This window comes from Chryseobacterium sp. KCF3-3 (assembly GCF_045865955.1).
Taxonomy (GTDB): domain Bacteria; phylum Bacteroidota; class Bacteroidia; order Flavobacteriales; family Weeksellaceae; genus Chryseobacterium.
Window position 1 is genome coordinate 830,609 of the sequence record NZ_AP035792.1, and the last position, 22,686, is coordinate 853,294.

Sequence of the window (22,686 nt, forward strand, 5' to 3'; positions counted from 1 at the left end):
GAAGGATTTAAGTAATAAAGAATAGTTAAGATGAATCATTCTGATTTTTAAGCTTAAAGCGAAACTTATCTTAATACACTCAAATGCTTAATTATAAACCTTAATGTTTCAAAAAATAAAATTTAAACATAATTAACAGGTCGCTCCTCCGGAGCTTTATTTTACGGCGATCTCATTTTTTCTACTAACAGTTGATCCCGATGGGATCAAATCCAGCTCCAATAGGAGCGAACTGTTAATAGAACGTATTTGTTTTAAAATTAGAGCTCCGGAGGAGCGACCTGTTAATTCATGCCGTAAATATTGATATTTTCAATCTATTTATACTTTTTATCGGACAGTAATAAAAACAAAACCGTCAGAAATTCTGACGGTTTTGTTTTATAAAGAAATAGAATTTAGAAATCCAGTGTGATTGATGCTCTGGCAGCTGCTCCCATAATAGGTCTTGCCATAATGATTCCGTCTCCATTAGGTGACCCAGCTCTTGGATCTCCTTCTGTAATACCAATAGTGTTAAAGATATTGGTACCGTCCACTGCAAAGCGTATTTTTCCTAGCTGATAAGACATTCCCGCTCCAAATTCTGTAAAAGACGGTAAGGTCTGGACATTTTTCTCATCCTGGAAACGTTTTCCATAATAATTCATACTTACATAGGCTCTCCATGACTTGGTAATATTCACAGCCGGTGAGATATTAAAATAAAACTTCGGCATTCTTCTTACCACATTTCCTTCAAGTACACTTCCCGCTTCAAGGTTTTTATATTTTGGACTTTGAACGGTTCCGTTGAATGCAACTTCTAAAATATTATTGAATAAACGGGCATACCCTTCAAATTCAACTCCATAGTTTTGGGTATTCGCAAAGGTATTTTCAGATTTTCCATCAGAGAATATATCTGTAAATGACAGGTTATTCAAGGTAGAATAGAATGGAATCACCGCTATGTCAAAAGTACGCGAGTAATATTTATATCCTACTTCCAGCTGATTGGTGGTTACTGATTTTAAAGGTTTATCAGGGTTTGGAGTAGAGAAATAATTGTAATAAGCTTCTTCATTCGGAGATCTGAAACCATTGGAGAAACGGGCATACACTGCATTTTCTCTATTGATTTTATAATTGGCAGCTAATGTAAAAGATACTTTATCCACATTAAAGTTCCAATAGGTGTATTTATTTCCCAATACACTCATATTATCATCAGCCGTCGTGGTGTTGAAACCGTGAGTTCCATCAGTAGTTAACCCAGAATTATTTAAATTGGCAGTCGTCGTATTGACAAAATTTCCTTTATAATAATCGTGGCTGTAACGAAGTCCTCCATTTACACTTAAGGCGTCGGTGATGTTATAATCTAAGTTTACATACAGATCATTCAAACTTCCCTGAGTCTGCGTCCTTCTCTGCAAAAATGTCATATCCATTACTCCGTTGTAGGTTTTAGAATAGCCATCATCTGTTGGACTCATAGAAGGGTTTACCAGATTCAAAAGTTCAGGTCTGTCTGTAGCAGTCGCCAGAACATTGCTCCAGTTCCAGTATTGCTGAGATTTCCAGTTGGACTTATAAAAACCAGCCGTAACATTTCCTTTGTCAAATTTATAATTGAATTGTAAATCATTCACAAAGTTATTCATTTGCTTGTCTATGGCCCAGAATCCTAATTTCTGTACATACTCAGGATTCACAAGAGCACCGTTACTTACCAGAGAATACTGATAGTTGCTCATTCCAAGTCCTCCGTCTTTCACAGCATCAGTAGCATATTTAGAAGCTACCTTGGGTGGTCCTGCCGGGAAAATTCCCGTATAATTCATATTGATATCGGTATATCTGGTTTTATTTAAAACCGTGAAATTATTTCCAAGGTCATATTTAAACTCTGCCCCCAACACATCTACTTTCGGATGAATTCCGTCTTCAAGATTTCTGTTGAAAAACCCGCCTCCGGCTTGTGGAATATTCAGCTGACTGATGCCTCTGTAGCTGTATGTTCCATAATTAGGATCAAATCCCTGGAATCCTTTCAGTTTATTTCCGTTCTGGATCAAAGGAATCGGTAAGAAGAATGTATTTCTGTCATCCAGTTTTTTATAATACACTTTTACATAGCCTTTATCAAAGACATATTTCAGATTCATTCTGATCTGTCCTCCATTATTGGCTTTGAAACCTGTTTTTCTGATTCCGTCATCTGTTCTGTAAAAACCACCAACATTGAAAAACAATTTATCCTGAACCAATGCGCCTCCTACATTAACATCGGTACGCATCAATCCATAGGTACTTGTTTCCAGTTTTGCTGTACCTCTGAAATCATTGGTTCCTTCTCTTGTAATAAAGTTAATCAATCCTCCGGGAGAATTGGTTGCAAAAATAGAACCTGAACCTCCTCTCAACGCTTCCATACGGTTGACAGAATTGTCTACACGGAAAAAGTTGTCTGCATTGGCAAACTGAAGCGCTCCGTCTTCAAAAACCGGAAGACCGTCTTCCTGTACCTGTACAAATTCATAGGCTCCTGCAGAAGGAATTCCTCTTGCAAAAAGGTTGTTTCCCACTTCTCCTCCTGAAGTTTCCACCGCAAATCCGGGAACTCTCTGCAATAAAGCAGCAGCACTGATCGGGTTCTGTTTCTGAATTTCTTTGGAGCTAAATGTGGAAATTGCTGTACTGGATTCTATTTTTTTCTTAGGGCCGGAATTTCCGGTAATGACAATCTGATCTATAGAAGAAACCTTTGCAGAATCCTGCGGTGTTTCCTGGGCATAAGCATTATTAAAGTATAACGTAGCTGTTGCGGCGATTAAAAAGATCGATTTTTTTTTCATAGCCATATCTTTTATTGTTAGTTTCAGTTTTGTTGTAATTGTAAATACACTCCATTGGTCCAACCGAATCCGTCCTGATTAGGGTATTCCCCGCCGCCTGCTATTGTTTCTGTGTCTAATGCATTGTATTTTTCCATCAGTTTCCCGGTATTTTTGTAGACCCTTTCTACATTGGAACACCAGTTATTTTTAATTTTTTCTGCCAGCTCATCAAAGCCGTAATTTTTCATTGCTTTAAATCCTAACCATTGATAAGGAGCCCACGCATTGGGAAGATCCCACTGCTGGCCTGAGTTTTTGGTTGTCGTAACAAGCCCTCCCTGATAAAGGAATTTTTCGGCAATAATTTTAGCAACTGCCCCAGCCTGCTCCTGATCTGCAATTCCTAGGAATAAAGGGTAAAGAGCAGCAATATGTTCAGACGGTGTTTTTGTGTTTTTTTTTGTGTGATAATCTTTATAATTGTTAGTATTTCCATCCCAGAAATATTTATTGATCATCTGTCTTCGGCTTGCTGCTCTTTCTGAAAAATAATTTTCTTTTTCACTCAGATTCTGAAGTGCTGATGATGTAGCCAAAGTGATTTCCAAATGCCACAAAAGGCAGTTCAGATCAACCTGTGCAAGGTTCAGCGTTTCTATCGTCTGTATATTTTCTCCGTCTGCAAACCATCTGCTGGAAAAATCCCAGCCGGATTCACAGGCGCTTCTTATATTTCTGTAGAATTCGTCTCCTGAAGTGGTCTCATGATCTTCAATATCAATGAGATAACTTTCGGGACGTGGTGCATTTTCTGCATCGTAATAACGGTTCAGGATATCTCCGTCTTTTGTTCTAACCACTCTTTTTACACTGAATCCGTTTTCAAGTCCTTCTTCCCCACTCATCCAGAAAGCATATTCTTTCTCCAGTGTTTCGTGATATTTCGTATAAATTTCCTCATCTCCTGTGGTCTCAAAAAGAAGATCCAGCATTAATGAAAAATATGGAGGCTGAGATCTACTCAGGAAATGAGTTCTGCTTGCATTCGGAACAAATCCTACATTCTGGATCAGATACGAGCAGTTTTCAACAATGTTTTTCATCATTTCCACTCTGCCTGAAACCTGTAATCCAAGCATAATAAAATAACTGTCCCAATAGAAAAACTCATTGAAACGACCTCCAGGAACAATGTACGGCTTTGGTAATTTTAAAAGCGTCCCTTTTTCTTCATAGGCTGTACGGGTCAATTCATCCCATAGTTTTTCAATATGTTCACCAATAGGAAGCTGTTCTTCTCTGTGTACAGAAACTCTTGCTCCCAGAAAATCAAAATGAGTCATCACAAAATCTTTCAGATCAAAACCTTCCGTATTTTTGGATTGTTCATAATCCTCATTGATCTTTGCAATTGGAAACAGAGGAACTGCATCCGTCATCATTTTCTGATCTTCAAAAATTTCAGATCTCTGTACCTCATCAAACAGACTTTGAATTTCGTTTATGTAAAGCTGATTACTCATTGTTATTTTTTAGGATTAATTTTTAATTTATTCATGAAAACCGCGGAAGTGATCAATAATGAAAGCGGAATCAGGGAAAGGTAAAATGCCTGCTGCCCACTAAACTCCTGAAACACAAAACCGGTAATAATAGAACCTATCGTTCCTCCGATTGCTGAGAAAACAACGATCAATCCTGACATCGCACTGTGAAGATATTTCGGAATTGATGCCAGAATCACAGAATTGATACTTGGATAAATAGGTGCCAGCAAACCTCCCATCAAAGGAAATAGATAGACAACTACAGGTGCATTCATCCAGTTTGTATTCGTATCAATATGAATATTATGGGTTAATGGTAAAACCAACAGTAAACTAATGGCAAAACCCACCACACAAAAAGAAACTACATAGATCCAGCTGAATTTTTTAGAGAAGAATCCTGATAAAAATCTTCCCAACGCAAAAGCTCCTGCTAAAACCGCTCCCGCCTGAATACTCATGGAAGTAGGCACTTTTAAAATTTCTTTATAAAATGTTGGCGTCCAGGTCTGAAAACTTTGTTCCACCAGTACAAAAAGGAATGCACACAATAAGAAACACAAAACCTTTTTATAACTGAATAAACTCACACTATTTTTTAAATCTCCCAATAAATCTGTTTTTTCACTTTTAGCTTCCTGTTCGTTCAGTTTTGAAAAGAACAGAAACAAAAAAGATAAAGTTGAAAGTCCACCCAGCACCCAATACACATTCAGCCATTCTGTAGATTTCGGATTGTGATCATCAATATATAAGCTGAATAAAACATTTCCGGCCAGTACTCCAATCATGAAAAATCCTTCCAAAAATCCCATAAAGCTGGAATGTTCTTTATCTGTTTCCGTTACCAATCCGATAGAAGTGAAAACTGATATTTTGATTAATGCAAAAGAAACACCTACTGTTGCAAATAATAATTTGAATACCCAGAAGTCATTGGTAAACGGCATTACAAAACACATACAGCTTACCAGAAATAAAGCAATCAGCATTGATTTTTTGATTCCTATCTTCGGAAGAAATGAAGCCAGAATGAAAGAACATATGGCGATTGGAAGATCTTTGAAACCTTCCAAAACACTGGCCGAAGATTTTGAAATCCCAAAATTCTGCTGTACCTGTAGAATAACTGTTCCTACAGAATTCAGAAGAATGGCGAAGACAAAATAGTTTAAAAATAAAACGGCCTTGATGTTAAGATTTTTCATTCAGGTTATTTCTTGTGGCTAAGATAGAAGCATTTCTGTTAACGATAATTTAACACAGTAAACCAATATTTGAACTATATTAATATATTTAGTATTTTTAATGAATAAATATGATTAATTAGATGAAAGTTACTTTTGAAAGGGTTATCCCTAATGAAAAGAGTTCATTCCGTACCATACACAATAATTCTCCCATTTCAGAATTCAAGTGGGAATATCATTACCATCCCGAAATTGAGTTGGTATGTGTCATTTCCGGGAACGGAACCCGCCACGTGGGTTATCATAAAAGTAATTATACGAATGGCGATCTGGTGTTAATCGGTTCTAATATTCCCCACTCCGGATTTGGACTGAATTCTATTGATCCACATGAGGAAATTGTACTTCAGTTCAAAGAAGAAATCCTTCAGTTTCCTGAGCAGGAAGTAGAATCAAGATCCATCAAAAATCTGTTGGAACTTTCTAAATATGGGATTCATTTTCATCAAAAAGTTAAAAAAGTAATGCTTCCCAAACTGAAACTGATGTTGGAATCAGAAGGCTATAAAAGATACTTATTGCTGTTGGAAATTCTTTTTGAACTTTCGAAATGTGAGGATTATGATCTTTTAAACAAGGAAATCATGCCCTACACCATTATTTCTAAAAATAAAACCCGTCTTGAGAATATCTTCACTTACGTAGAACATCATTACGACAAGGAAATTGATATTGAAGAAGTAGCAAAACTAGCTAACCTGACTTTACCAGCTTTCTGTAATTTCTTTAAAAAAGCAACTCAGATTACGTTTACAGAATTTGTGAACCGATACAGAATTAATAAAGCATGTCTGCTGATGGCCCAAGACAGATCTATTTCAGAATGCAGCTATCAATGTGGTTTTAATAATGTGACGTATTTTAACAGGATGTTTAAAAAATATACGGGGAAGACTCCTTCTGAGTTTATCAGGAATTATTCTCATAATAAAGTGAGTGTAGATCTGAAGGTTGAAAAGGAGGTTAAAACCAAAGTAAGTTTTTAATAATTTGGCTCTTGTTTCAATTTCCGCGGTTATACTAAAGGTTCTATTTGTCCATTCCGTAGGAATCCAGACTTACTTTTCAGAAGTTTACAATAAAAGAATGCAAGTTGTGTTGAGACTCCTACGGAGTGACAAAGTGGATGGAGAAATTTATTAGGAATTAAAAATCTGCGTCATCTGCAAAATCTGCGAGAGAAAATAATCCAACAAAAAAGCCACCCTAAAAGAGCAGCTTTGTATTATTGAGTAAAAACCAGTAACTAAATAAACCAGTAATTATTTCCATTTAATATTGCATCCCATGCTAGGTCTCTGAATTTCTTCCTGAGCTTCCCCAGCCAAAAGATTTTCAAAAGCAATAATCAGATCCTCACCAGTTACATCTTTATTATTTCCAGGTCTTGAATCATCCATCTGACCTCTGTATACAAGATCAAGCTTATCATCAAAGAAATAAAAATCAGGTGTGCAGGCTGCATCGTAAGCTTTTGCTACTGCCTGGCTTTCATCAAAAAGATAAGGGAAATCAAATCTTCTTTCAATCTGGAATTCGATCATTTTTTCCGGAGAATCTGCCGGATATTTTTCAATATCATTAGCATTGATGGCGATGAATTCAATTCCGCGCTCGTTATAATCTTCGTATAGTTCATTGATCTTGTCAATGACGTGAAGAACAAACGGACAATGGTTACACATAAAGATCACCAAAGTACCTTTTTCTCCTTTCAGTTCATCCAAAGACTGAAGTTCATTCGTTTTTGACGGGTTAGGAAGTTCAAAAAACGGAGCTTTTGTTCCTAATGCCAACATATTTGAGGGAGTATTCATATCCTTATTTCTTTACCGGCAAAGATAATTATTTCTTTTGTTAATTAGGAAGAAGACATTTTCATTTTTAATAAAGTAAGGAGGCTGGAAGCTGGAGGTGGGAAGATTTTAAGCCCTCAAAAATAGTTATAGCCAAATTCTATTATTGCATTATTCAACCTTAAAAATAACTTCCAGCCCCCATTCTTCCTGCATCCAGCCTTTAATTTATTTTTCTTTAAATAATCGGCAGATCTATAAAACTCATAATATCCTTTGGAAGTTATAGTAAAAAGTTTGTAGTTTTGCTAACGCTGTTAGTAAATAAATATCATGGGTCTACATGAACGCCGTCAACGAGAAAAAGAATCCATCCGTGCAAATATTTTGCAGGCTGCTTTTACGTTGGCGAAAACTGAAGGCTGGGGTTCGCTTTCTATGCGTAAGATAGCAGATGCTATTGAGTATAGTGCTCCCGTTGTATATGATTATTTTGAAAATAAAGAAGCTATTCTATTTGAAATTTCTTTAGATGGCTTCCACAAGTTACATATAGAACTTTTAAAAGCTCAGCAAAAACACGATACTCCGGAAGAGCAACTTGTTGCCATTGTGGATGCGTACTGGAACTTTGCTTTTAAAAACAAGGAATATTACCAGCTGATGTTTGGTCTTGGAATGCAGTGTTGCGGAAAAGGTCAGATGAAAAAGGAATTCTCATCATTTCAGGAGCTTATCTATGAATGTACTTATGAGATTATTAAGAAAAACGGATCCAATCCTGACAATGCCTGTCATATGTCTCACGCTCTGTTTTCTGCCGTACACGGTATGATCTCTATTATGATGATGCGTACAGCTGATATCCCTTCAACAATGAATAAGACCACATTGGACGAAACTGTTTCGGCTTTTATTAAGTCTTTGTAATTTTTTTTTGAATTAAAAATTAACACCGTTAGGAAACTTAACACTGAATTAATATAAATGATTCTGTTATTCCTGATTAAAAACTCAATCTTTTATGAAACCATTCATCATATTCAGTTGTTAAAATTAGTCATTTTTTACTTATAAATTAACACTGTTAGTAAAATTAACACACCTTACACCAACATTATACACTTCAATACATTAAAAAACAATTTTCAATTATGGAAACAATCCACCTCATCGGACATTAAAAATTCTGTAATTTTTTTTGAACTAATTATTAACACTGTTAGGAAAAAATACAGCATTTATCAAAACATTTTACTTACCTCTAACACATCATTAAAAAAATTAAACCAACAATGAAATTACCTGGAAAAACAAGGTTTATTGTACTTATTGCAAGTATAATTCTTTTACAGAGCTGCACAAAAGCCGCAGAAGGAACCAATGCCGCACCTCCAGCTCCAGAACTTCCGGTTTATACCGTTATCACCTCACCCGCTACTACATATCAGGAATTCCCAACTGCTCTGGAAGGGAAAAACAACGTAGAAATCAGATCTCAGGTAGATGGTTACCTGGATAGAATCTATGTAGAAGAAGGAGCATATGTGAGAGCAGGACAACCGTTATTTAAAATAGATTCAAGAAGTTACGGCGAACAGATGAATATGGCTCAGGCTAATCTTCAGGCTGCCAATGCCAATATCCAAAAAGCAAGAGTAGAAGTAGACAGACTTCAGCCACTAGTTGCTGCCAAAGTAGTTTCTGATGTACAGCTTAAAACTGCAAAAGCCAATTATGAAGCGGCTGTAGCAGCAGCTGCACAAGCGAGAGCCTCTGTAGGAAGCGCCAGAATCAACGTAGGATTTACCACCATTACAGCTCCTGTAAGCGGTTATATCGGAAGAATTCCTTACAAAAAAGGAAGTCTGATTTCAAGAACAGATGTAAATCCATTGACTTTATTATCTGATATCAGCGAAATCTATGCATATTTCTCTTTAAGCGAACTTGATTTCATTGCTTTCCAGAACAAATATCCGGGAGCAAGCCTAGAAGAAAAACTGAAAAATATGCCAATGGTAGATCTTGTGATTGCCGATAACAGTACTTACCCTGAAAAAGGAAGATTAAGTATTGTAGACGGACAGTTTGATAAAACTACCGGAGCTATCAGTGTACGTGCCGTTTTCCCTAATGCCAACGGAACTTTAAGAACCGGAAATACAGGAAGAGTACGTATGCCTCAACTGATCTCGAATGCAGTGGTTATTCCACAGGAATCAACCTTCGAAATTCAGGATAAAACCTATGTTTATGTAATGGGTAAAGATCAGAAGGTAACCGGAAGACCGATCAAAATATCAGGAAAAACGGATAGCTATTATTTTATTTCTGAAGGGCTTTCGCCTGGAGAAAAAATTGTATTCACAGGAATTGGAAACTTGAAAGACGGTGCTTCTATTAAGGCGAAAAATATTTCTTCCGACAGCTTATTAAAAGCAAAACCATTATAGTCCTTTCCGAATACAGAAGACTTAAAAAAATAAACTTCTTATGTTAAAACAATTTATAGAAAGACCGGTCCTTTCAACGGTCATCTCCATAATACTTTTATTATTGGGAGCTTTGTCTCTCTTTAATTTACCGATTGCTCTCTTCCCGGACATTGCTCCACCAAGCGTTCAGGTTACGGCATTCTATCCTGGAGCAAATGCTGAAGTGGTAGCACGTTCAGTGGCTACTCCTATTGAGGAAGCAGTGAACGGGGTTGAGAATATGACCTATATGACTTCCAACTCCAGTAACGACGGTACTATGACCCTGAGTGTTTTCTTCAAACAGGGTGCTGATGCTGATAATGCAGCGGTAAACGTACAGAACCGTGTATCGAAAGCGATGAGTCAGCTGCCTCAGGAAGTAGTACAAGCCGGGATTTCAACCCAGAAGGTTCAGAACAGTATGATCATGTTCATGGGATTAACCAGTGAAGATGAGAAACAATACGATGAATTATTCCTTCAGAATTACCTGAAAATCAATGTTATTCCACAGATACAGCGTATTCCGGGTGTAGCACAGGCTCAGGTATTCGGAACAAGGGATTATTCCATGAGAATCTGGCTGAAACCGGATCGTCTGGCAGCTAATAATCTTTCTCCGCAGGAAGTGTTAGGAGCCATTAAAGATCACAACCTTGAAGCTGCACCTGGTCGTTTGGGACAGGGAAGTAAGGAAACTTACGAATATATCCTTAAATATAAAGGAAAGCTGAACAAGGATGAAGATTATGAAAATATCGCCATCAAAGCCAATAGTGATGGATCTTTCCTAAGATTGAAAGATGTTGCACGAGTAGAATTTGGTTCTTATACCTATACTGCGACCAACAGAGTGGACGGAAAACCAGTTGCCGGATTTGCTATTCTGCAGACAGCAGGTTCTAACGCCAACGAAATCCTGACCGAGATTGAAAAGCAGGTGAAAGTAATGGAAACCACTCTTCCAAAAGGAGTGAAACCGATTATCATGTATAATTCCAAAGACTTTCTGGATGCTTCTATCCATCAGGTTGTTGAAACGCTTGTTATTGCTTTCGTTTTGGTATTTATTGTAGTATTTATTTTCCTTCAGGATTTCAGATCTACATTAATTCCGGCTATTGCCGTACCGGTAGCGATTATCGGAACATTCTTCTTCCTGCAGTTATTTGGTTTCAGTATCAACATGCTTACCTTATTTGCATTGGTACTCGCCATTGGTATTGTTGTGGATGACGCCATTGTAGTGGTAGAAGCTGTCCATTCCAAAATGGAACAAACGGGAATGCCTGTAGAACATGCTACGATGCACTCGATGAGCGAAATTTCAGGAGCCATTATTTCCATTACATTGGTAATGTGTGCCGTGTTTATTCCGGTTGGATTTATGCAGGGACCTGCGGGAGTTTTCTACAGACAGTTTGCTTTCACATTAGCGATTGCCATCTTAATTTCAGCAGTAAATGCATTGACATTGAGTCCCGCATTATGTGCAATGTTCTTAAATGATCCTCAGGGAGAACATGGAGAGCACGGTCATAAAAAAGGTTTTGGAGCAAGATTCTTCAATGCTTTCAATGCCAGCTTCAACAGCATGACCAGAAAATATATCTATAGCCTTAAGTTTTTAATTAAAAACAAATGGGTTGCGATAGGAGGTCTTGTTATCATCACAGCAGCAAGTGTATTTTTGATCAAAAAAGCACCATCAGGATTTATTCCTACTGAAGATCAGGGATTCGTATTGTATGCCGTGAATACTCCTCCGGGAAGTTCATTAGAAAGAACACACAGAGCGACAGCACAAATTGATAAAATCATCAACGGGGAAAAAGCAACCAATCACCTTTGGGTAGCCGATGGGATGAACTTCATCAGTAATGCCAACGCTTCTCCATATTCTGCAGGTTTCATTAAGCTTAAAGATTATGACAAGCGTGGTGAAATGAAAGACCCGGATCAGATTGCAGCAACATTGACAGGTAAGGTAAGCCAGGTGAAAGATGCCAACGCATTCTTCTTCAACTTCCCTACTGTACAAGGTTTCGGTAACGTTTCCGGATTTGAATTCATGCTTCAGGATAAAACAAACGGTTCTTTTGAACAATTGGGAACAACCACTCAACAGTTCATCGGAGAGCTGATGAAAAGACCTGAAATTGCTTTTGCCTTTACCACTTATGCAGCAGGAAACCCTCAGTATACTATTGATGTAGATACGGATAAAGCCAACCAGCTGGGTGTTTCTGTAACAGAACTGATGCAGACCATGCAGATTTATTTCGGAAGTAGCTTTGTATCGGATTTCAACAGATTCGGAAAATATTACAGAGTAATGGCTCAGGCCGATATTCCTTACCGTACGGATGTTAATTCATTAGAAGGAATCTATGTAAAAAATAAATCGGGAGAAATGGTTCCTGCAAAAACTCTGGTAACGTTAAAAAGATCTTTCGGTCCTGAAACGGTAACAAGAAATAACCTTTTCAACGCCGTAACAATTAACGGAACACCAAAACCTGGTTACAGTACCGGAGATGCCATCAAAGCAGTAGAAGAAGTTGCTCAGCAATCACTTCCAAGAGGATACGGATATGAGTGGACAGGGATTACCCGTGAAGAAATTAAAACAAGCGGACAGACTGCCTTTATTTTCTTCTTAAGTATTCTATTCGTTTACTTCTTACTGGCAGCTCAATATGAAAGTTACATTCTTCCATTTGCTATTATTCTTACCATTCCTACAGGGATTTTCGGAGTATTTGCATTCACAGGATTAGCTGGAATTGATAACAATATTTATGTTCAGGTAGGATTGATCATGCTTGTAGGATTATTAGCGAAGAATGCCATCCTGATTGTAGAATTTGCCGTACAGAGAAGAAAAGCAGGTAAAACATTGATAGAATCTGCACTTCAGGCATCAAGATTACGTTTAAGACCGATCTTAATGACCTCTTTCGCCTTTATCGTGGGAATGCTTCCATTGGTATGGACGCAAGGTGCATCTTCAAAAGGAAACCACTCTATCGGTTACAGTACCGTAGGTGGAATGCTTACAGGAGTAATTTTCGGGATCTTTATCATTCCGGTAATGTATGTAGTGTTCCAGTACCTTCATGAAAAAATGCCAAGCAGAAAAAAGAAAAGACTTCTGAAAAAACAAATGGAGGAAGAGCTTTTAGCTGCTAGTCACTAATAAAAATGAATAACAAAAACTTAGAGAAAATTTTAAGATCATAGGTTTACCTATTTACCTGTCTGTTCTTAATGGTTTACAAAAGCTAACTATTTTTCTCCTACTAAAGACAATTTTTGCCTCAACAGAAACCTCTCTAAGTTTTGTATTCAATTAAAAGTTTAAAACTATGAAAAGAGTTAAAAATATTATTCTAACATTTGTGCTGGCCATCGGCTCTGTTTCGTGTGTGTCTAAACTGGCATACACTGAGCCTGAGCTTCCTCTTCCGGAAAAGTTCCAGTATACCGCAACTGCAGACACTGCCAGCATAGCCAATCTGGAGTGGAAACAGTTTTTCAACGATCCTATTTTACAGGGATTGATTGAAAAAGGAATTAAAAATAATTATGACCTTCAGATTGCCCTCAAGCAGGTAGCTGCTTCCCAGGAAAAACTGAAACAGGCAAAATATATGCAATATCCGGACGTTGGTTTCGGAGTAAGCGGACAGATTTCAAGACCTTCCAAAAACAGTATGAATGGACAAAGCTTAAATTTATTTTTAGGTTCAAGCCATGTTGAAGATTATAATGCAGCCTTCAACCTTTCATGGGAAGCTGACATTTGGGGAAAGATCAAAAACCAGCAGGAAGTTTCAAGAATGCAGTATCTTCAGACCTATGAAGGTTCAAAAGCAGTTCAGACTCAGGTAGTAGCAGCCATTGCGCAGGGATATTATAACCTGTTGATGCTTGACAGACAATTAGCGATTGCAAAATCCAATCTGGAACTGAGCAGCAATACTCTGATGATTACCCAAAAAATGTGGGAAAGTGGTGATAACACTTCCTTAGGAGTACAGCAGGCTGCAGCACAGAAACAGGCTACAGAACTTCTGATTGCCCAACTTGAACAGAATATCGCTATTCAGGAAAATGCATTGAGTATTCTGACAGGTGAACTGCCTAATAAAGTAAACAGAACCATTGAAATGTCTGATACTTCTTTACCTCAGAATATTTCCGCAGGTCTTCCGGCAGCTATGGTAAGCCGCAGACCGGATGTACGTCAGCAGGAATTGGTTTTATTAGAATCCAATGCAATGGTAGGAATTGCTCAGGCCAATATGTATCCGGCACTGAAGATTACAGCTAACGGAGGAGTAAATTCATTTAAAATTGACAACTGGTTCCAGATTCCGGCTTCGTTATTCGGATCGGTTTTAGGAGGAATTACTCAGCCTATTTTCCAGAAAAGACAATTGAAGACAGATCTTGCAGTAGCAAAAATTCAAAGAGAAAGAAATGTTCTGGCATTCCGTCAATCGGTATTGAACGCTGTGGGAGAAATTTCTGATGCTTTGGTTTCCAATGAAAACTTAAAAGTTCAGGAACAGAAAGCCACAGAGCAATCTACCACGTTGAAAGACGGAATTAAAAGTGCACAACTTCTTTACAAAGGAGGTTCAGCCAATTACCTGGAAGTGATTACAGCACAGGGGAACTCCCTACAGGCAGAGTTGAATCTGGCTTCCATTAAAAGACAGAGATTAAGCAGCATTGTAGATTTATACAGAGCTTTAGGCGGCGGTTGGAAGTAGTAAATTAAATTATATTTGTTTTAAGATGCGGTTCTTTTCAGAGCCGCATTTTTTATGATTTTATTGATGAAATGAATGATCATCGAACCATTAAGTACGTTTAAGTTGCTAAGTTTAATTAAGAAAAATCAAATAGATTTTTAAGACAATACTTGATAGAGCCAAGTTAAAACATTCTGTTTGTCATTCTGACGAAGGAAGAATCTCTTTAATTCTTACTGAGATTCTTCACTCCACTTTGTTCCATTCAGAATGACAAACTAAGCGCTTAGTTTTCCCGCACACTGTGTCATTTCGTAGGAATCTCTATTTTAAAAGCAGGAAGCAATTATTTTTCAAACTCCTCCGCAAGCCATTTCAGTAAATCTTCGTAGTCCTTTTCAGAATATCCTAATTGCAAATAATGAATATCATCAGCCTTTCTGTACCATGTCAATTGGCGTTTTGCATATCTGCGGCTATTCTTTTTAATTTCTGAAACGGCAAAATCAAGATCCCACTCTCCATCAAAATATTTAAAAAGTTCCGCATAACCTACCGTATTTAAAGCCGTCAGTTCTTTGAATTTCTCAAGACCTTTTACCTCATCCAGCAAGCCTTTCTCCATCATAATATCTACCCTACGGTTGATTCTGTCATACAGTTCTTCTCTTGGAGCTTCAATTCCGATTCTGATTACATTAAAATCCCTTCCATTTTGAGAAACCGAAATATGTTCAGAATATTTTTTATCCGTTTGCCAGATAATATCAATGGCTCTCAATAGTCTGCGGTGATTGTGAATATCCACCACATTGAAATATTCAGGATCAAGTTCTTTTAAGATTTCCTGAAGTTTTTCAATTCCCTCCTGCTCCATCATATTTTGAAGCTTCTCCTGGTTTTCAGCATTGGCTTCCGGAAGATCATGCAGACCTTCTATCACAGCTTTTTCATACATCATGCTACCTCCAACAAGAATGACAGTATCGTGATTTATAAAAAGTTCATTAAGCTTTTGAAGAGCATCTTCTTCATACTGACCTATAGAATAATATTCTTCCACTGAAAGATTTCCGATAAAATGATGAGGTGCATCCGCCAACTCCTCTTCTGAAGGAGCAGCCGTTCCTATTTTCATTTCTTTAAAAAACTGACGGGAATCACAGGAAATAATCTCCGTATTGAAATGTTGAGCCAAATCAATTGCCAATTTCGTTTTCCCAATTCCGGTGGGGCCTACTACAGAAATTAAATTTTTCTTTTTCACAGTGCTAATTTACGAAAATGGGTTTATTTAATTTGCTGGAAGATGGAAGTCTGAGGCTGGAAGTTAAAATTACATTTCACTTATATTCAAAAAATCTTCCCGCTTCCTGCCTCCATCTTCCAGCCATTCAACATTAGCCCAACTATAGACTTAAATGTTTATCTTTGTAAAACAATAAAAAACTATGATTTTATCAATGACCGGATTCGGCAGAGCCGAAGATGTTTTTGAAGGAAAAAAAATTACAATTGACATTAAATCTCTGAATAGCAAGAGCTTTGATTTAAATATTAAAATTCCTTTACGTTATAAAGAAAAAGAATTTGAAATCAGAAAAATTCTTAACGATAGAATTATCCGTGGAAAAGTAGACTGCTACGTTAATATTGAGAATCTTGAAGAGTCCAATGATGTAAAAATTAATAAAAACTTAATTGACTCTTATATCAATGAACTTAAAAACATAGCTTCTGACGGTCCCAATTTCGAATACCTTAAAATGGCGGTAAGACTTCCTGATGCCATCACATCCAGACCTGACGAATTGACGGAAGGTGAATGGGAAGCTTTGGCTAAGATTGTCAATAATGCCGTAGACAGATTCGAAGAATTCAGAAGAACTGAAGGTAGTATTTTACACGAAGAATTAAACAGAAATATTCAGAATATTGACAAATATCTTGGTGAAGTAATTCCTTTTGAAGAAGAGAGAATTGTCAGCGTGAAAGAGCGTTATCAGAAATCTTTGAAAGAATTTGAAAACGTTGATGAAACACGTTTCTACCAGGAGATGGCCTATTTTACAGAAAAGCTTGATATTTCTGAAGAAAAAGTAAGACTTGGCCAGCACCTGAAATATTACAAAGAAGTAATGGACAATGAATCTTTCAATGGAAAAAAACTGGGCTTTATTTCTCAGGAAATTGGAAGAGAAATCAATACTCTAGGTTCTAAAGCCAATCACGCAGAAATCCAGAAACTGGTGGTGATGATGAAAGATGACCTTGAAAAAATTAAAGAACAAACGTTAAACGTATTGTAATGATAGCTACGAGGTACGAGATGCGTGGTTACCATTTCTAAAAAAGAAACCCGCAACTCGAACCCGTAACCCGAAACCAAAAAAAATGGATAAAGTAATTATATTTTCAGCACCATCAGGGAGCGGAAAAACTACACTGGTAAAGCATTCACTGGAAACATTTCCTGAGCTGGAATTTTCAATCTCATGTACAACGAGACAACCGAGAGGAAGTGAAGTTCATGCAGTAGATTATCATTTTCTGACACCAGATGAGTTCAGACAGAAAATTTCTGAAGATGCTTTTGTAGAATATGAAGAAGTATATACTGACAAATATTACGGTACTTTAAAATCTGAAGTAGAAAAAATCTGGAATCAGGGAAAAGTAGTTATTTTTGATGTAGATGTAAAAGGAGGAATTTCTTTAAAAAAATATTTTGGTGAAAAGGCACTGTCTATTTTTATAGAACCGCCTTCCATTGAAGAATTGGAACGAAGATTGATCTCCAGAAATACAGATGATGCAGAAACCATAAAAACCCGTGTAGCAAAGGCAGAAGAAGAAATGACCTACGCCAGCGAGTTTGACAAGATCGTAATTAATGAAGATCTTGATGCAGCTAAAAAAGAAATAGAAAGTTTAATAAAAAGTTTTATAGAAAGAAACTAGAAGTTAGAAATTAGAAGTTAGTTTTTTAGTGTCAGGAAAATTATCCTCATGTTATACTAACCTCTAGTTTCTAATCTCTAACTTCTGTAAAAGAAAAATTGAGGTTGATATGAGTACCGAAACATTAGAAAAAGCTAAATCTGCAATTCCTGTCAGAGGATTTCTGGATATAAAAGATATTGCTATTCCTCAGGGAGAAGAATTGGTGAAAGCCATTCTGAAGCTTAAAGAGGAGAAAAACGCTGTTATTCTTGCCCATTATTACCAGCCCGGAGAAATTCAGGATATCGCTGATTTTCTAGGAGATTCTTTACAGCTGGCAAGACAGGCAAAAGACACCAATGCTGACATGATTGTATTCTGTGGAGTCCATTTCATGGCAGAAGCCGCTAAAATTCTGAATCCAACTAAAAAAGTAGTTCTTCCTGATACCATGGCTGGATGCTCGCTGGCAGACGGTTGTTCCGGAGAAGGACTGAGAAAAATGCGTGAGCAGCACCCGAATGCTTTAATTGCCACTTACATCAACTGTAATGCAGAAACAAAAGCAGAAAGTGATATCATCGTTACAAGCTCCAATGCTGAAACAGTAATTGAAGCCCTTCCAAAAGACAGACCAATTATTTTCGCACCGGATAAAAACCTTGGAAGATATTTATCTAAAAAAACAGGTCGTGATATGATCCTTTGGGATGGAAGCTGTGTAGTACACGAAGCATTTTCAATGGAAAGAATTGCCCAGCAATTGGCAGACAATCCGGATGCAAAACTGATTGCACACCCTGAAAGTGAAGAAGCAGTATTAAAGCTGGCTCATTTCATCGGTTCCACTTCTGCTCTGTTAAACTATGTAGAAAAAGATGACTGTCAAAAATTCATCATTGCTACTGAGGAAGGAATTCTTCACGAAATGAGAAAACGCGCTCCTCACAAGGAACTGATTCCTGCATTGGTTTTTGATGAAAGCTGTAACTGTTCAGAATGTTTCTATATGAAACGTAATACAATGGAAAAGCTGTATTTATGTATGAAATATGAGCTTCCTGAAATTCTTATCGACGAAGAATTAAGATTAAAAGCATTGAAACCTATTGAAGCCATGCTTGATCTTTCTAAAAGTATAAAATAATTGAAAAGCACTGTTTTTACACAGTGCTTTTTTTATTTTTAGTCAGCAGTGATTGCAACAAAGCAATCCATGCTTACCACAACACACATTCTGCAGTTTTCAGACAGATTCCAATAGGCCTCGCACGAAGGATCACTGGAAGCGCCTGGTCCAAAAACCAGATGAGTAGGACAACCATCACATCTGGAAATAGCTGATCCATTCACCTGCTCCAAATCTCTCCTGCTTAATTTTTTAATTGTTTTCATATTTTAAAATTTTAAGACACTCCTCCATCTACACATGACATATCAACAATCACGCACATTTTACAACGATCGGGAAGCATTTGAAAAGCCTCACAAGGAGCATCGCCAGGATTATTTCCGTAAGTAGTATTCTTAGGACATCCTGTGCATGTAGCAGGACCTGCTCCCTGCAATGTTTGAAGTTCTTTTCTGTTTAATTTCTTTAAATTTTTCATAGTTGTTTTAATTAATTTTTGATTTTTTTACTAAGCTTCTAAAATTGGGCAGCTACCCGGGATGGATGGATCATACGGGAAAAGATAAAGACAAACTTTACGTCCTTTAAAATCTGTACATACCGCACAGCCTTTTGGTCCACAGTCAAGATCTACAGCGCACTCGTCTCCTCCTCCTCCCATAATAGCTCTTAAGCTTTCTCTGTTTAGTTTTTTTGAATTTCTCATAGTAATTAAGTTTGATTAAGATGTATTGAAATAATTAAATCTTATCTTATTATAACATAGGTGCATAACAAGTACCTCCCGGCTTTAGCCAGCATCCCCACTTTCCACCTCCGCGGAAACAGACAAATTGCTCACCTCCGCATGCTTCAATCTGAATATCAGTGAAACCACCCTTGATATTTTTTTGATCTTCTCTTGATAATTTCTTGATTGTTTTCATAGTGTAATAATTTTAGTATTCTGTAATAACAATAAATTGATCATGTAAATCAGTAAGGGCCGAAGCATTCAAAGCTTACTAACACTCTTCCTTTACAGCACTCCGGTAATGCATAATAATCAGCACATGATCTTGGTTCACCAGGTCCGTAGGGTCCGGCAGGACAATTCTCAAAACAGTTATTCACATCTCCTCCACTGATTGATTTCAGATTTACTCGGTTTAATTTCTTTAAATTTTTCATAATTATTTCGTTATGAGTTAACATTATAAATGTAAGATTTTTAATCAATTACACCAAATATATCTCTTAAAAAGGAAATATATTTTATGATGTTAAACACTTGCCTGTTTCAAAATAATTTGTACATTTGTTCTGTTACAATGAATCTTTTAAGAAACATATCTGATATTTCTACCCTGAAATCACTTATTTCAGGCATATCTTCTGTTTCTACATTCACAACTACAACAATTACCCCATAACGGGGTAGATTTTCACATATTATTTCCGGTACCCGTACTCTTTTTTTAAAGAGTAATCATTTCTATTTGCCCAACTTCAAAAAAATAATTGATGAAAGTTTTAAAATTCGGCGGAACATCAGTCGCCCATTCTCAGAATATCTTACTGGTGGAAAAAATAATAAAAAGAGAATCTTTAAAAAGCAGGGTTGTTGTTATTGTTTCAGCACTTCACGGTGTTACTGACCAACTGATCAAAGCAGCAGAATATGCTTCTGTAAAAGATGAAAATTATATTCAAACAGTTCAGAATCTTGAAGAAAAACATATCAGTCTGGTAAAAGAACTTTTCCCAATCGCAGAACAAAGTTCATGGTTAAGTTTTGTAAAAAAACATTTCAATGATATCGAAGAGCTCTGCACAGGAATTGCTGTTCTTGGTGAATTGACAGACAGAATTAAAGATAAAATTGCTTCTTACGGAGAATTTATGTCTTCAAATATTATTGCAGCAAGACTTCAACAAGAAAAATCAGACTGCGTATGGATGAATTCTGCAGAGCTGATCAGAACAGACAGTAATTTTACTCATGCAAAAGTAGATTTTAAATGTACGGATAGCAATATTGCTAATTTCCTGAATAAAACCCCCAACCGCATTATTTTAGGTCCTGGGTTTATCGCTCATGATGAAAAAAATAATACAACCACATTAGGAAGAGGCGGTTCCGATTATACAGCTTCTATTATTGCAGCTTCTATTGATGCAGAAGAACTTCAGATCTGGACAGATGTAAGCGGGATGATGACCGCTGATCCACGTCTGGTTTCCAATGCTAAACCTATTTCAGAAATTTCTTATCATGAAGCGATGGAACTATCACATTTTGGAGCAAAAGTGCTTTATCCACCTTCCATTCAGCCTGTGATGGTAAAAAATACAAACCTGATCATCAAGAATACTTTTGATCCGGATGCGCCAGGAACTTTAATTTCTCATCAACGGAGATCTTCCGAAGATGAAAAGCAGATTGCAGTAGGAATTTCAAACATGAACAATATTGCCCTGCTTACCCTTGAAGGCAGTGGAATGGTAGGAATACCCGGAATTTCAGCAAAATTATTTCAATGCTTAAGTCATGAAAAAATAAATGTAATCCTTATTACACAAGGATCTTCAGAGCATTCTATCACCATTGCTATTGAAGAAAAAGAAGTTTTGCGTGCCGAATATGCCATCAACTCTTCTTTTGCAGATGATATTAACCTGAAGAGAGTGTATCCTGTAAAAATTGAAACAGGACATTCCATTGTCGCTCTGGTAGGAGAAAATATGAAAAGCAGAAGTGGTGTGAGTGCAAAAATGTTTGGATGTCTCGGAAATAATGGGATCAATATTAGAGCAATTGCTCAGGGATCTTCAGAAAGAAATATCAGCATTGTGATTTCAGAAAAGGATAGTAAAAAAGCAGTGAATGTACTTCATGAAGAATTTTTTGAATCTGAAATAAAGCAAATCCATCTGTACATCTGTGGAACAGGAAATGTAGGTTCAAAACTGATCCAGCAGATTTATAGCCAAAATGATTATTTAAAAGAAAACTTTTTGATCAACCTGAGAATTGCAGGGATGTCCAATAGCCGTCATATGCTGTTTTCTGATCAGGGAATATCAAAGGACAGCTATGCTAACTGGGAACAATATGGTGAAAAAGCCTCTGCCAGAGAATTTGCAGATGAAATTATCCGCAGAAACCTTAGAAATTCGGTTTTCGTTGATGTAACGGCAAGCGCTGACATTCCTGAAGTGTATGAAAGCTTATTAAAAAGAAGTGTGAACCTCGTAGCCTGTAATAAAATTGCAGCTTCTTCAGATTTCAAAAAGTATAAAACTTTAAAAAATACTGCAAGAAATCACAGCTGTAATTTCTATTTTGAAACCAATGTAGGAGCGGGGCTTCCGGTAATAGGAACCATTAATGATCTTATCAAAAGTGGAGACCGAATTCAATCTATTAAGGCTGTATTGAGCGGAACATTGAATTTTGTATTTAATGAGTATGATGGCAGCAGAACGTTCTCCGAAGTAGTAGCTCAGGCTCAGAAGGAAGGATATACAGAGCCGGATCCAAGACTTGATCTGTCCGGAAAAGATGTAGCAAGAAAAATTTTAATTCTGGCAAGAGAGGCAGGATATCCGCTTCAGTTTGAGGAAATTGAAAATATAAGTTTTCTGCCTGAAGAATGCATGCAGGGAAGTGTTGAAAACTTCTACGAAAAGCTTACAGAGTATGAAGATCATTTTAAAAACTTATTGATTAAAGCTAAAAACGAAGGCAAAATATTAAAATATGTCGCAGAATTTGAAGACGGAAAAGCTAAAGTAGGGCTACAGCATATTGCTCCGGATAGTGACCTGTTTCACTTATATGGAAAGGACAATATTGTCATTTTTAAAACTTTAAGATATTCAGAACAGCCATTGGTTGTAAAAGGAGCCGGTGCCGGCGCAGATGTAACGGCAAGTGGAGTTTTTGCAGATATTATCCGTTCTATTTAAAA

At 37.0% G+C, this 22,686-nt stretch carries 19 protein-coding genes; 9 read left to right on the top strand and 10 right to left on the bottom strand.

Annotated elements, in window-relative coordinates:
* Window positions 1-398: 398 nt before the first annotated feature.
* Genes ACKTTZ_RS03750 through ACKTTZ_RS03760 form a run of 3 tightly spaced genes read right to left on the bottom strand, consistent with a single transcriptional unit; the run spans window position 399 to window position 5,577 of the window.
* Entirely contained in the window at window positions 399-2,840 is a 2,442-nt protein-coding gene (locus ACKTTZ_RS03750) for a TonB-dependent receptor domain-containing protein (protein ID WP_034695033.1), read from the bottom strand.
* 23 nt (window positions 2,841-2,863) lie between these two features.
* Window positions 2,864-4,345, bottom strand: coding sequence for a trehalase family glycosidase (locus tag ACKTTZ_RS03755; RefSeq protein WP_407847412.1), 1,482 nt, complete (start codon window positions 4,343-4,345; stop codon window positions 2,864-2,866).
* A gap of 2 nt (window positions 4,346-4,347) precedes the next feature.
* Entirely contained in the window at window positions 4,348-5,577 is a 1,230-nt protein-coding gene (locus tag ACKTTZ_RS03760) for a sugar MFS transporter (RefSeq protein ID WP_034694946.1), read from the bottom strand.
* A 122-nt stretch (window positions 5,578-5,699) separates the two neighbouring features.
* Between ACKTTZ_RS03760 and ACKTTZ_RS03765 the strand changes: the two genes are divergently transcribed.
* Window positions 5,700-6,605, top strand: coding sequence for an AraC family transcriptional regulator (locus tag ACKTTZ_RS03765; protein WP_034694945.1), 906 nt, complete (start codon window positions 5,700-5,702; stop codon window positions 6,603-6,605).
* A gap of 276 nt (window positions 6,606-6,881) precedes the next feature.
* Here ACKTTZ_RS03765 and ACKTTZ_RS03770 read toward each other — a convergent pair whose 3' ends face one another.
* Window positions 6,882-7,436: a thioredoxin family protein gene (locus ACKTTZ_RS03770; RefSeq protein WP_034694944.1), complete on the bottom strand. Its 555-nt coding sequence runs from the start codon at window positions 7,434-7,436 to the stop codon at window positions 6,882-6,884.
* A 312-nt stretch (window positions 7,437-7,748) separates the two neighbouring features.
* On the opposite strand from ACKTTZ_RS03770, the gene ACKTTZ_RS03775 reads away from it, so the two are divergent.
* The 4 genes from ACKTTZ_RS03775 (at window position 7,749) to ACKTTZ_RS03790 (ending at window position 14,676) form a co-directional block, all read left to right on the top strand.
* Window positions 7,749-8,345, top strand: a complete 597-nt coding sequence (locus ACKTTZ_RS03775; RefSeq protein WP_034694942.1) for a TetR/AcrR family transcriptional regulator — start codon at window positions 7,749-7,751, stop codon at window positions 8,343-8,345.
* 365 nt (window positions 8,346-8,710) lie between these two features.
* Window positions 8,711-9,871, top strand: coding sequence for an efflux RND transporter periplasmic adaptor subunit (locus ACKTTZ_RS03780; protein WP_034694941.1), 1,161 nt, complete (start codon window positions 8,711-8,713; stop codon window positions 9,869-9,871).
* A 40-nt stretch (window positions 9,872-9,911) separates the two neighbouring features.
* Window positions 9,912-13,094 carry an efflux RND transporter permease subunit gene (locus tag ACKTTZ_RS03785; protein WP_407847416.1) on the top strand — a complete coding sequence of 1,061 codons (3,183 nt, stop codon included), beginning with the start codon at window positions 9,912-9,914 and terminating at the stop codon, window positions 13,092-13,094.
* Window positions 13,095-13,263: 169 nt separating this feature from the next.
* Window positions 13,264-14,676 carry an efflux transporter outer membrane subunit gene (locus tag ACKTTZ_RS03790; RefSeq protein WP_407847418.1) on the top strand — a complete coding sequence of 471 codons (1,413 nt, stop codon included), beginning with the start codon at window positions 13,264-13,266 and terminating at the stop codon, window positions 14,674-14,676.
* 328 nt (window positions 14,677-15,004) lie between these two features.
* On the opposite strand, the gene miaA is transcribed toward ACKTTZ_RS03790, so the two are convergent.
* The gene (miaA, locus tag ACKTTZ_RS03795) at window positions 15,005-15,925 is read right to left on the bottom strand and encodes a tRNA (adenosine(37)-N6)-dimethylallyltransferase MiaA (protein ID WP_034694938.1); all 921 of its coding nucleotides are present in this window, start codon (window positions 15,923-15,925) and stop codon (window positions 15,005-15,007) included.
* A gap of 184 nt (window positions 15,926-16,109) precedes the next feature.
* On the opposite strand from miaA, the gene ACKTTZ_RS03800 reads away from it, so the two are divergent.
* From ACKTTZ_RS03800 to nadA, 3 genes are all read left to right on the top strand, one after another.
* Window positions 16,110-16,967: a YicC family protein gene (locus ACKTTZ_RS03800; RefSeq protein WP_081906419.1), complete on the top strand. Its 858-nt coding sequence runs from the start codon at window positions 16,110-16,112 to the stop codon at window positions 16,965-16,967.
* An 85-nt stretch (window positions 16,968-17,052) separates the two neighbouring features.
* Window positions 17,053-17,619, top strand: a complete 567-nt coding sequence (gene gmk, locus ACKTTZ_RS03805; RefSeq protein WP_253317460.1) for a guanylate kinase — start codon at window positions 17,053-17,055, stop codon at window positions 17,617-17,619.
* A gap of 109 nt (window positions 17,620-17,728) precedes the next feature.
* Entirely contained in the window at window positions 17,729-18,748 is a 1,020-nt protein-coding gene (gene nadA, locus ACKTTZ_RS03810) for a quinolinate synthase NadA (protein WP_034694934.1), read from the top strand.
* A 38-nt stretch (window positions 18,749-18,786) separates the two neighbouring features.
* Here the strand turns inward: nadA and ACKTTZ_RS03815 are convergent, their stop codons facing one another.
* The 5 genes from ACKTTZ_RS03815 to ACKTTZ_RS03835 are packed head-to-tail and all read right to left on the bottom strand — an operon-like array spanning window position 18,787 to window position 19,903.
* Window positions 18,787-18,996 carry a hypothetical protein gene (locus ACKTTZ_RS03815; RefSeq protein WP_407847421.1) on the bottom strand — a complete coding sequence of 70 codons (210 nt, stop codon included), beginning with the start codon at window positions 18,994-18,996 and terminating at the stop codon, window positions 18,787-18,789.
* 11 nt (window positions 18,997-19,007) lie between these two features.
* Window positions 19,008-19,211 carry a bacteriocin-like protein gene (locus ACKTTZ_RS03820; RefSeq protein WP_034694932.1) on the bottom strand — a complete coding sequence of 68 codons (204 nt, stop codon included), beginning with the start codon at window positions 19,209-19,211 and terminating at the stop codon, window positions 19,008-19,010.
* Between the two features lie 30 nt (window positions 19,212-19,241).
* Complete coding sequence (locus ACKTTZ_RS03825) at window positions 19,242-19,439, bottom strand: hypothetical protein (RefSeq protein WP_034694931.1); 198 nt, start codon at window positions 19,437-19,439, stop codon at window positions 19,242-19,244.
* A 49-nt stretch (window positions 19,440-19,488) separates the two neighbouring features.
* Window positions 19,489-19,659: a bacteriocin-like protein gene (locus tag ACKTTZ_RS03830; protein ID WP_156106417.1), complete on the bottom strand. Its 171-nt coding sequence runs from the start codon at window positions 19,657-19,659 to the stop codon at window positions 19,489-19,491.
* 49 nt (window positions 19,660-19,708) lie between these two features.
* Window positions 19,709-19,903 carry a bacteriocin-like protein gene (locus ACKTTZ_RS03835; RefSeq protein WP_034694929.1) on the bottom strand — a complete coding sequence of 65 codons (195 nt, stop codon included), beginning with the start codon at window positions 19,901-19,903 and terminating at the stop codon, window positions 19,709-19,711.
* Between the two features lie 333 nt (window positions 19,904-20,236).
* Here ACKTTZ_RS03835 and thrA point away from each other — a divergent pair, with 333 nt between their 5' ends.
* On the top strand, window positions 20,237-22,684 hold the full coding sequence (gene thrA, locus ACKTTZ_RS03840) for a bifunctional aspartate kinase/homoserine dehydrogenase I (protein ID WP_407847424.1): 2,448 nt from the start codon (window positions 20,237-20,239) through the stop codon (window positions 22,682-22,684).
* Window positions 22,685-22,686: the final 2 nt, after the last annotated feature.

What these genes read in the sequence shown, in the direction of transcription:
- ACKTTZ_RS03750 (WP_034695033.1), bottom strand. Translation starts at nt 2,840, where the DNA reads ATGAAAAAAAAATCGATCTTTTTAATCGCCGCAACAGCTACGTTATAC.
- ACKTTZ_RS03755 (WP_407847412.1), bottom strand. Translation starts at nt 4,345, where the DNA reads ATGAGTAATCAGCTTTACATAAACGAAATTCAAAGTCTGTTTGATGAG.
- ACKTTZ_RS03760 (WP_034694946.1), bottom strand. Translation starts at nt 5,577, where the DNA reads ATGAAAAATCTTAACATCAAGGCCGTTTTATTTTTAAACTATTTTGTC.
- ACKTTZ_RS03765 (WP_034694945.1), top strand. Translation starts at nt 5,700, where the DNA reads ATGAAAGTTACTTTTGAAAGGGTTATCCCTAATGAAAAGAGTTCATTC.
- ACKTTZ_RS03770 (WP_034694944.1), bottom strand. Translation starts at nt 7,436, where the DNA reads ATGAATACTCCCTCAAATATGTTGGCATTAGGAACAAAAGCTCCGTTT.
- ACKTTZ_RS03775 (WP_034694942.1), top strand. Translation starts at nt 7,749, where the DNA reads ATGGGTCTACATGAACGCCGTCAACGAGAAAAAGAATCCATCCGTGCA.
- ACKTTZ_RS03780 (WP_034694941.1), top strand. Translation starts at nt 8,711, where the DNA reads ATGAAATTACCTGGAAAAACAAGGTTTATTGTACTTATTGCAAGTATA.
- ACKTTZ_RS03785 (WP_407847416.1), top strand. Translation starts at nt 9,912, where the DNA reads ATGTTAAAACAATTTATAGAAAGACCGGTCCTTTCAACGGTCATCTCC.
- ACKTTZ_RS03790 (WP_407847418.1), top strand. Translation starts at nt 13,264, where the DNA reads ATGAAAAGAGTTAAAAATATTATTCTAACATTTGTGCTGGCCATCGGC.
- ACKTTZ_RS03800 (WP_081906419.1), top strand. Translation starts at nt 16,110, where the DNA reads ATGATTTTATCAATGACCGGATTCGGCAGAGCCGAAGATGTTTTTGAA.
- gmk (WP_253317460.1), top strand. Translation starts at nt 17,053, where the DNA reads ATGGATAAAGTAATTATATTTTCAGCACCATCAGGGAGCGGAAAAACT.
- nadA (WP_034694934.1), top strand. Translation starts at nt 17,729, where the DNA reads ATGAGTACCGAAACATTAGAAAAAGCTAAATCTGCAATTCCTGTCAGA.
- ACKTTZ_RS03815 (WP_407847421.1), bottom strand. Translation starts at nt 18,996, where the DNA reads ATGAAAACAATTAAAAAATTAAGCAGGAGAGATTTGGAGCAGGTGAAT.
- ACKTTZ_RS03820 (WP_034694932.1), bottom strand. Translation starts at nt 19,211, where the DNA reads ATGAAAAATTTAAAGAAATTAAACAGAAAAGAACTTCAAACATTGCAG.
- ACKTTZ_RS03825 (WP_034694931.1), bottom strand. Translation starts at nt 19,439, where the DNA reads ATGAGAAATTCAAAAAAACTAAACAGAGAAAGCTTAAGAGCTATTATG.
- ACKTTZ_RS03830 (WP_156106417.1), bottom strand. Translation starts at nt 19,659, where the DNA reads ATGAAAACAATCAAGAAATTATCAAGAGAAGATCAAAAAAATATCAAG.
- ACKTTZ_RS03835 (WP_034694929.1), bottom strand. Translation starts at nt 19,903, where the DNA reads ATGAAAAATTTAAAGAAATTAAACCGAGTAAATCTGAAATCAATCAGT.
- thrA (WP_407847424.1), top strand. Translation starts at nt 20,237, where the DNA reads ATGAAAGTTTTAAAATTCGGCGGAACATCAGTCGCCCATTCTCAGAAT.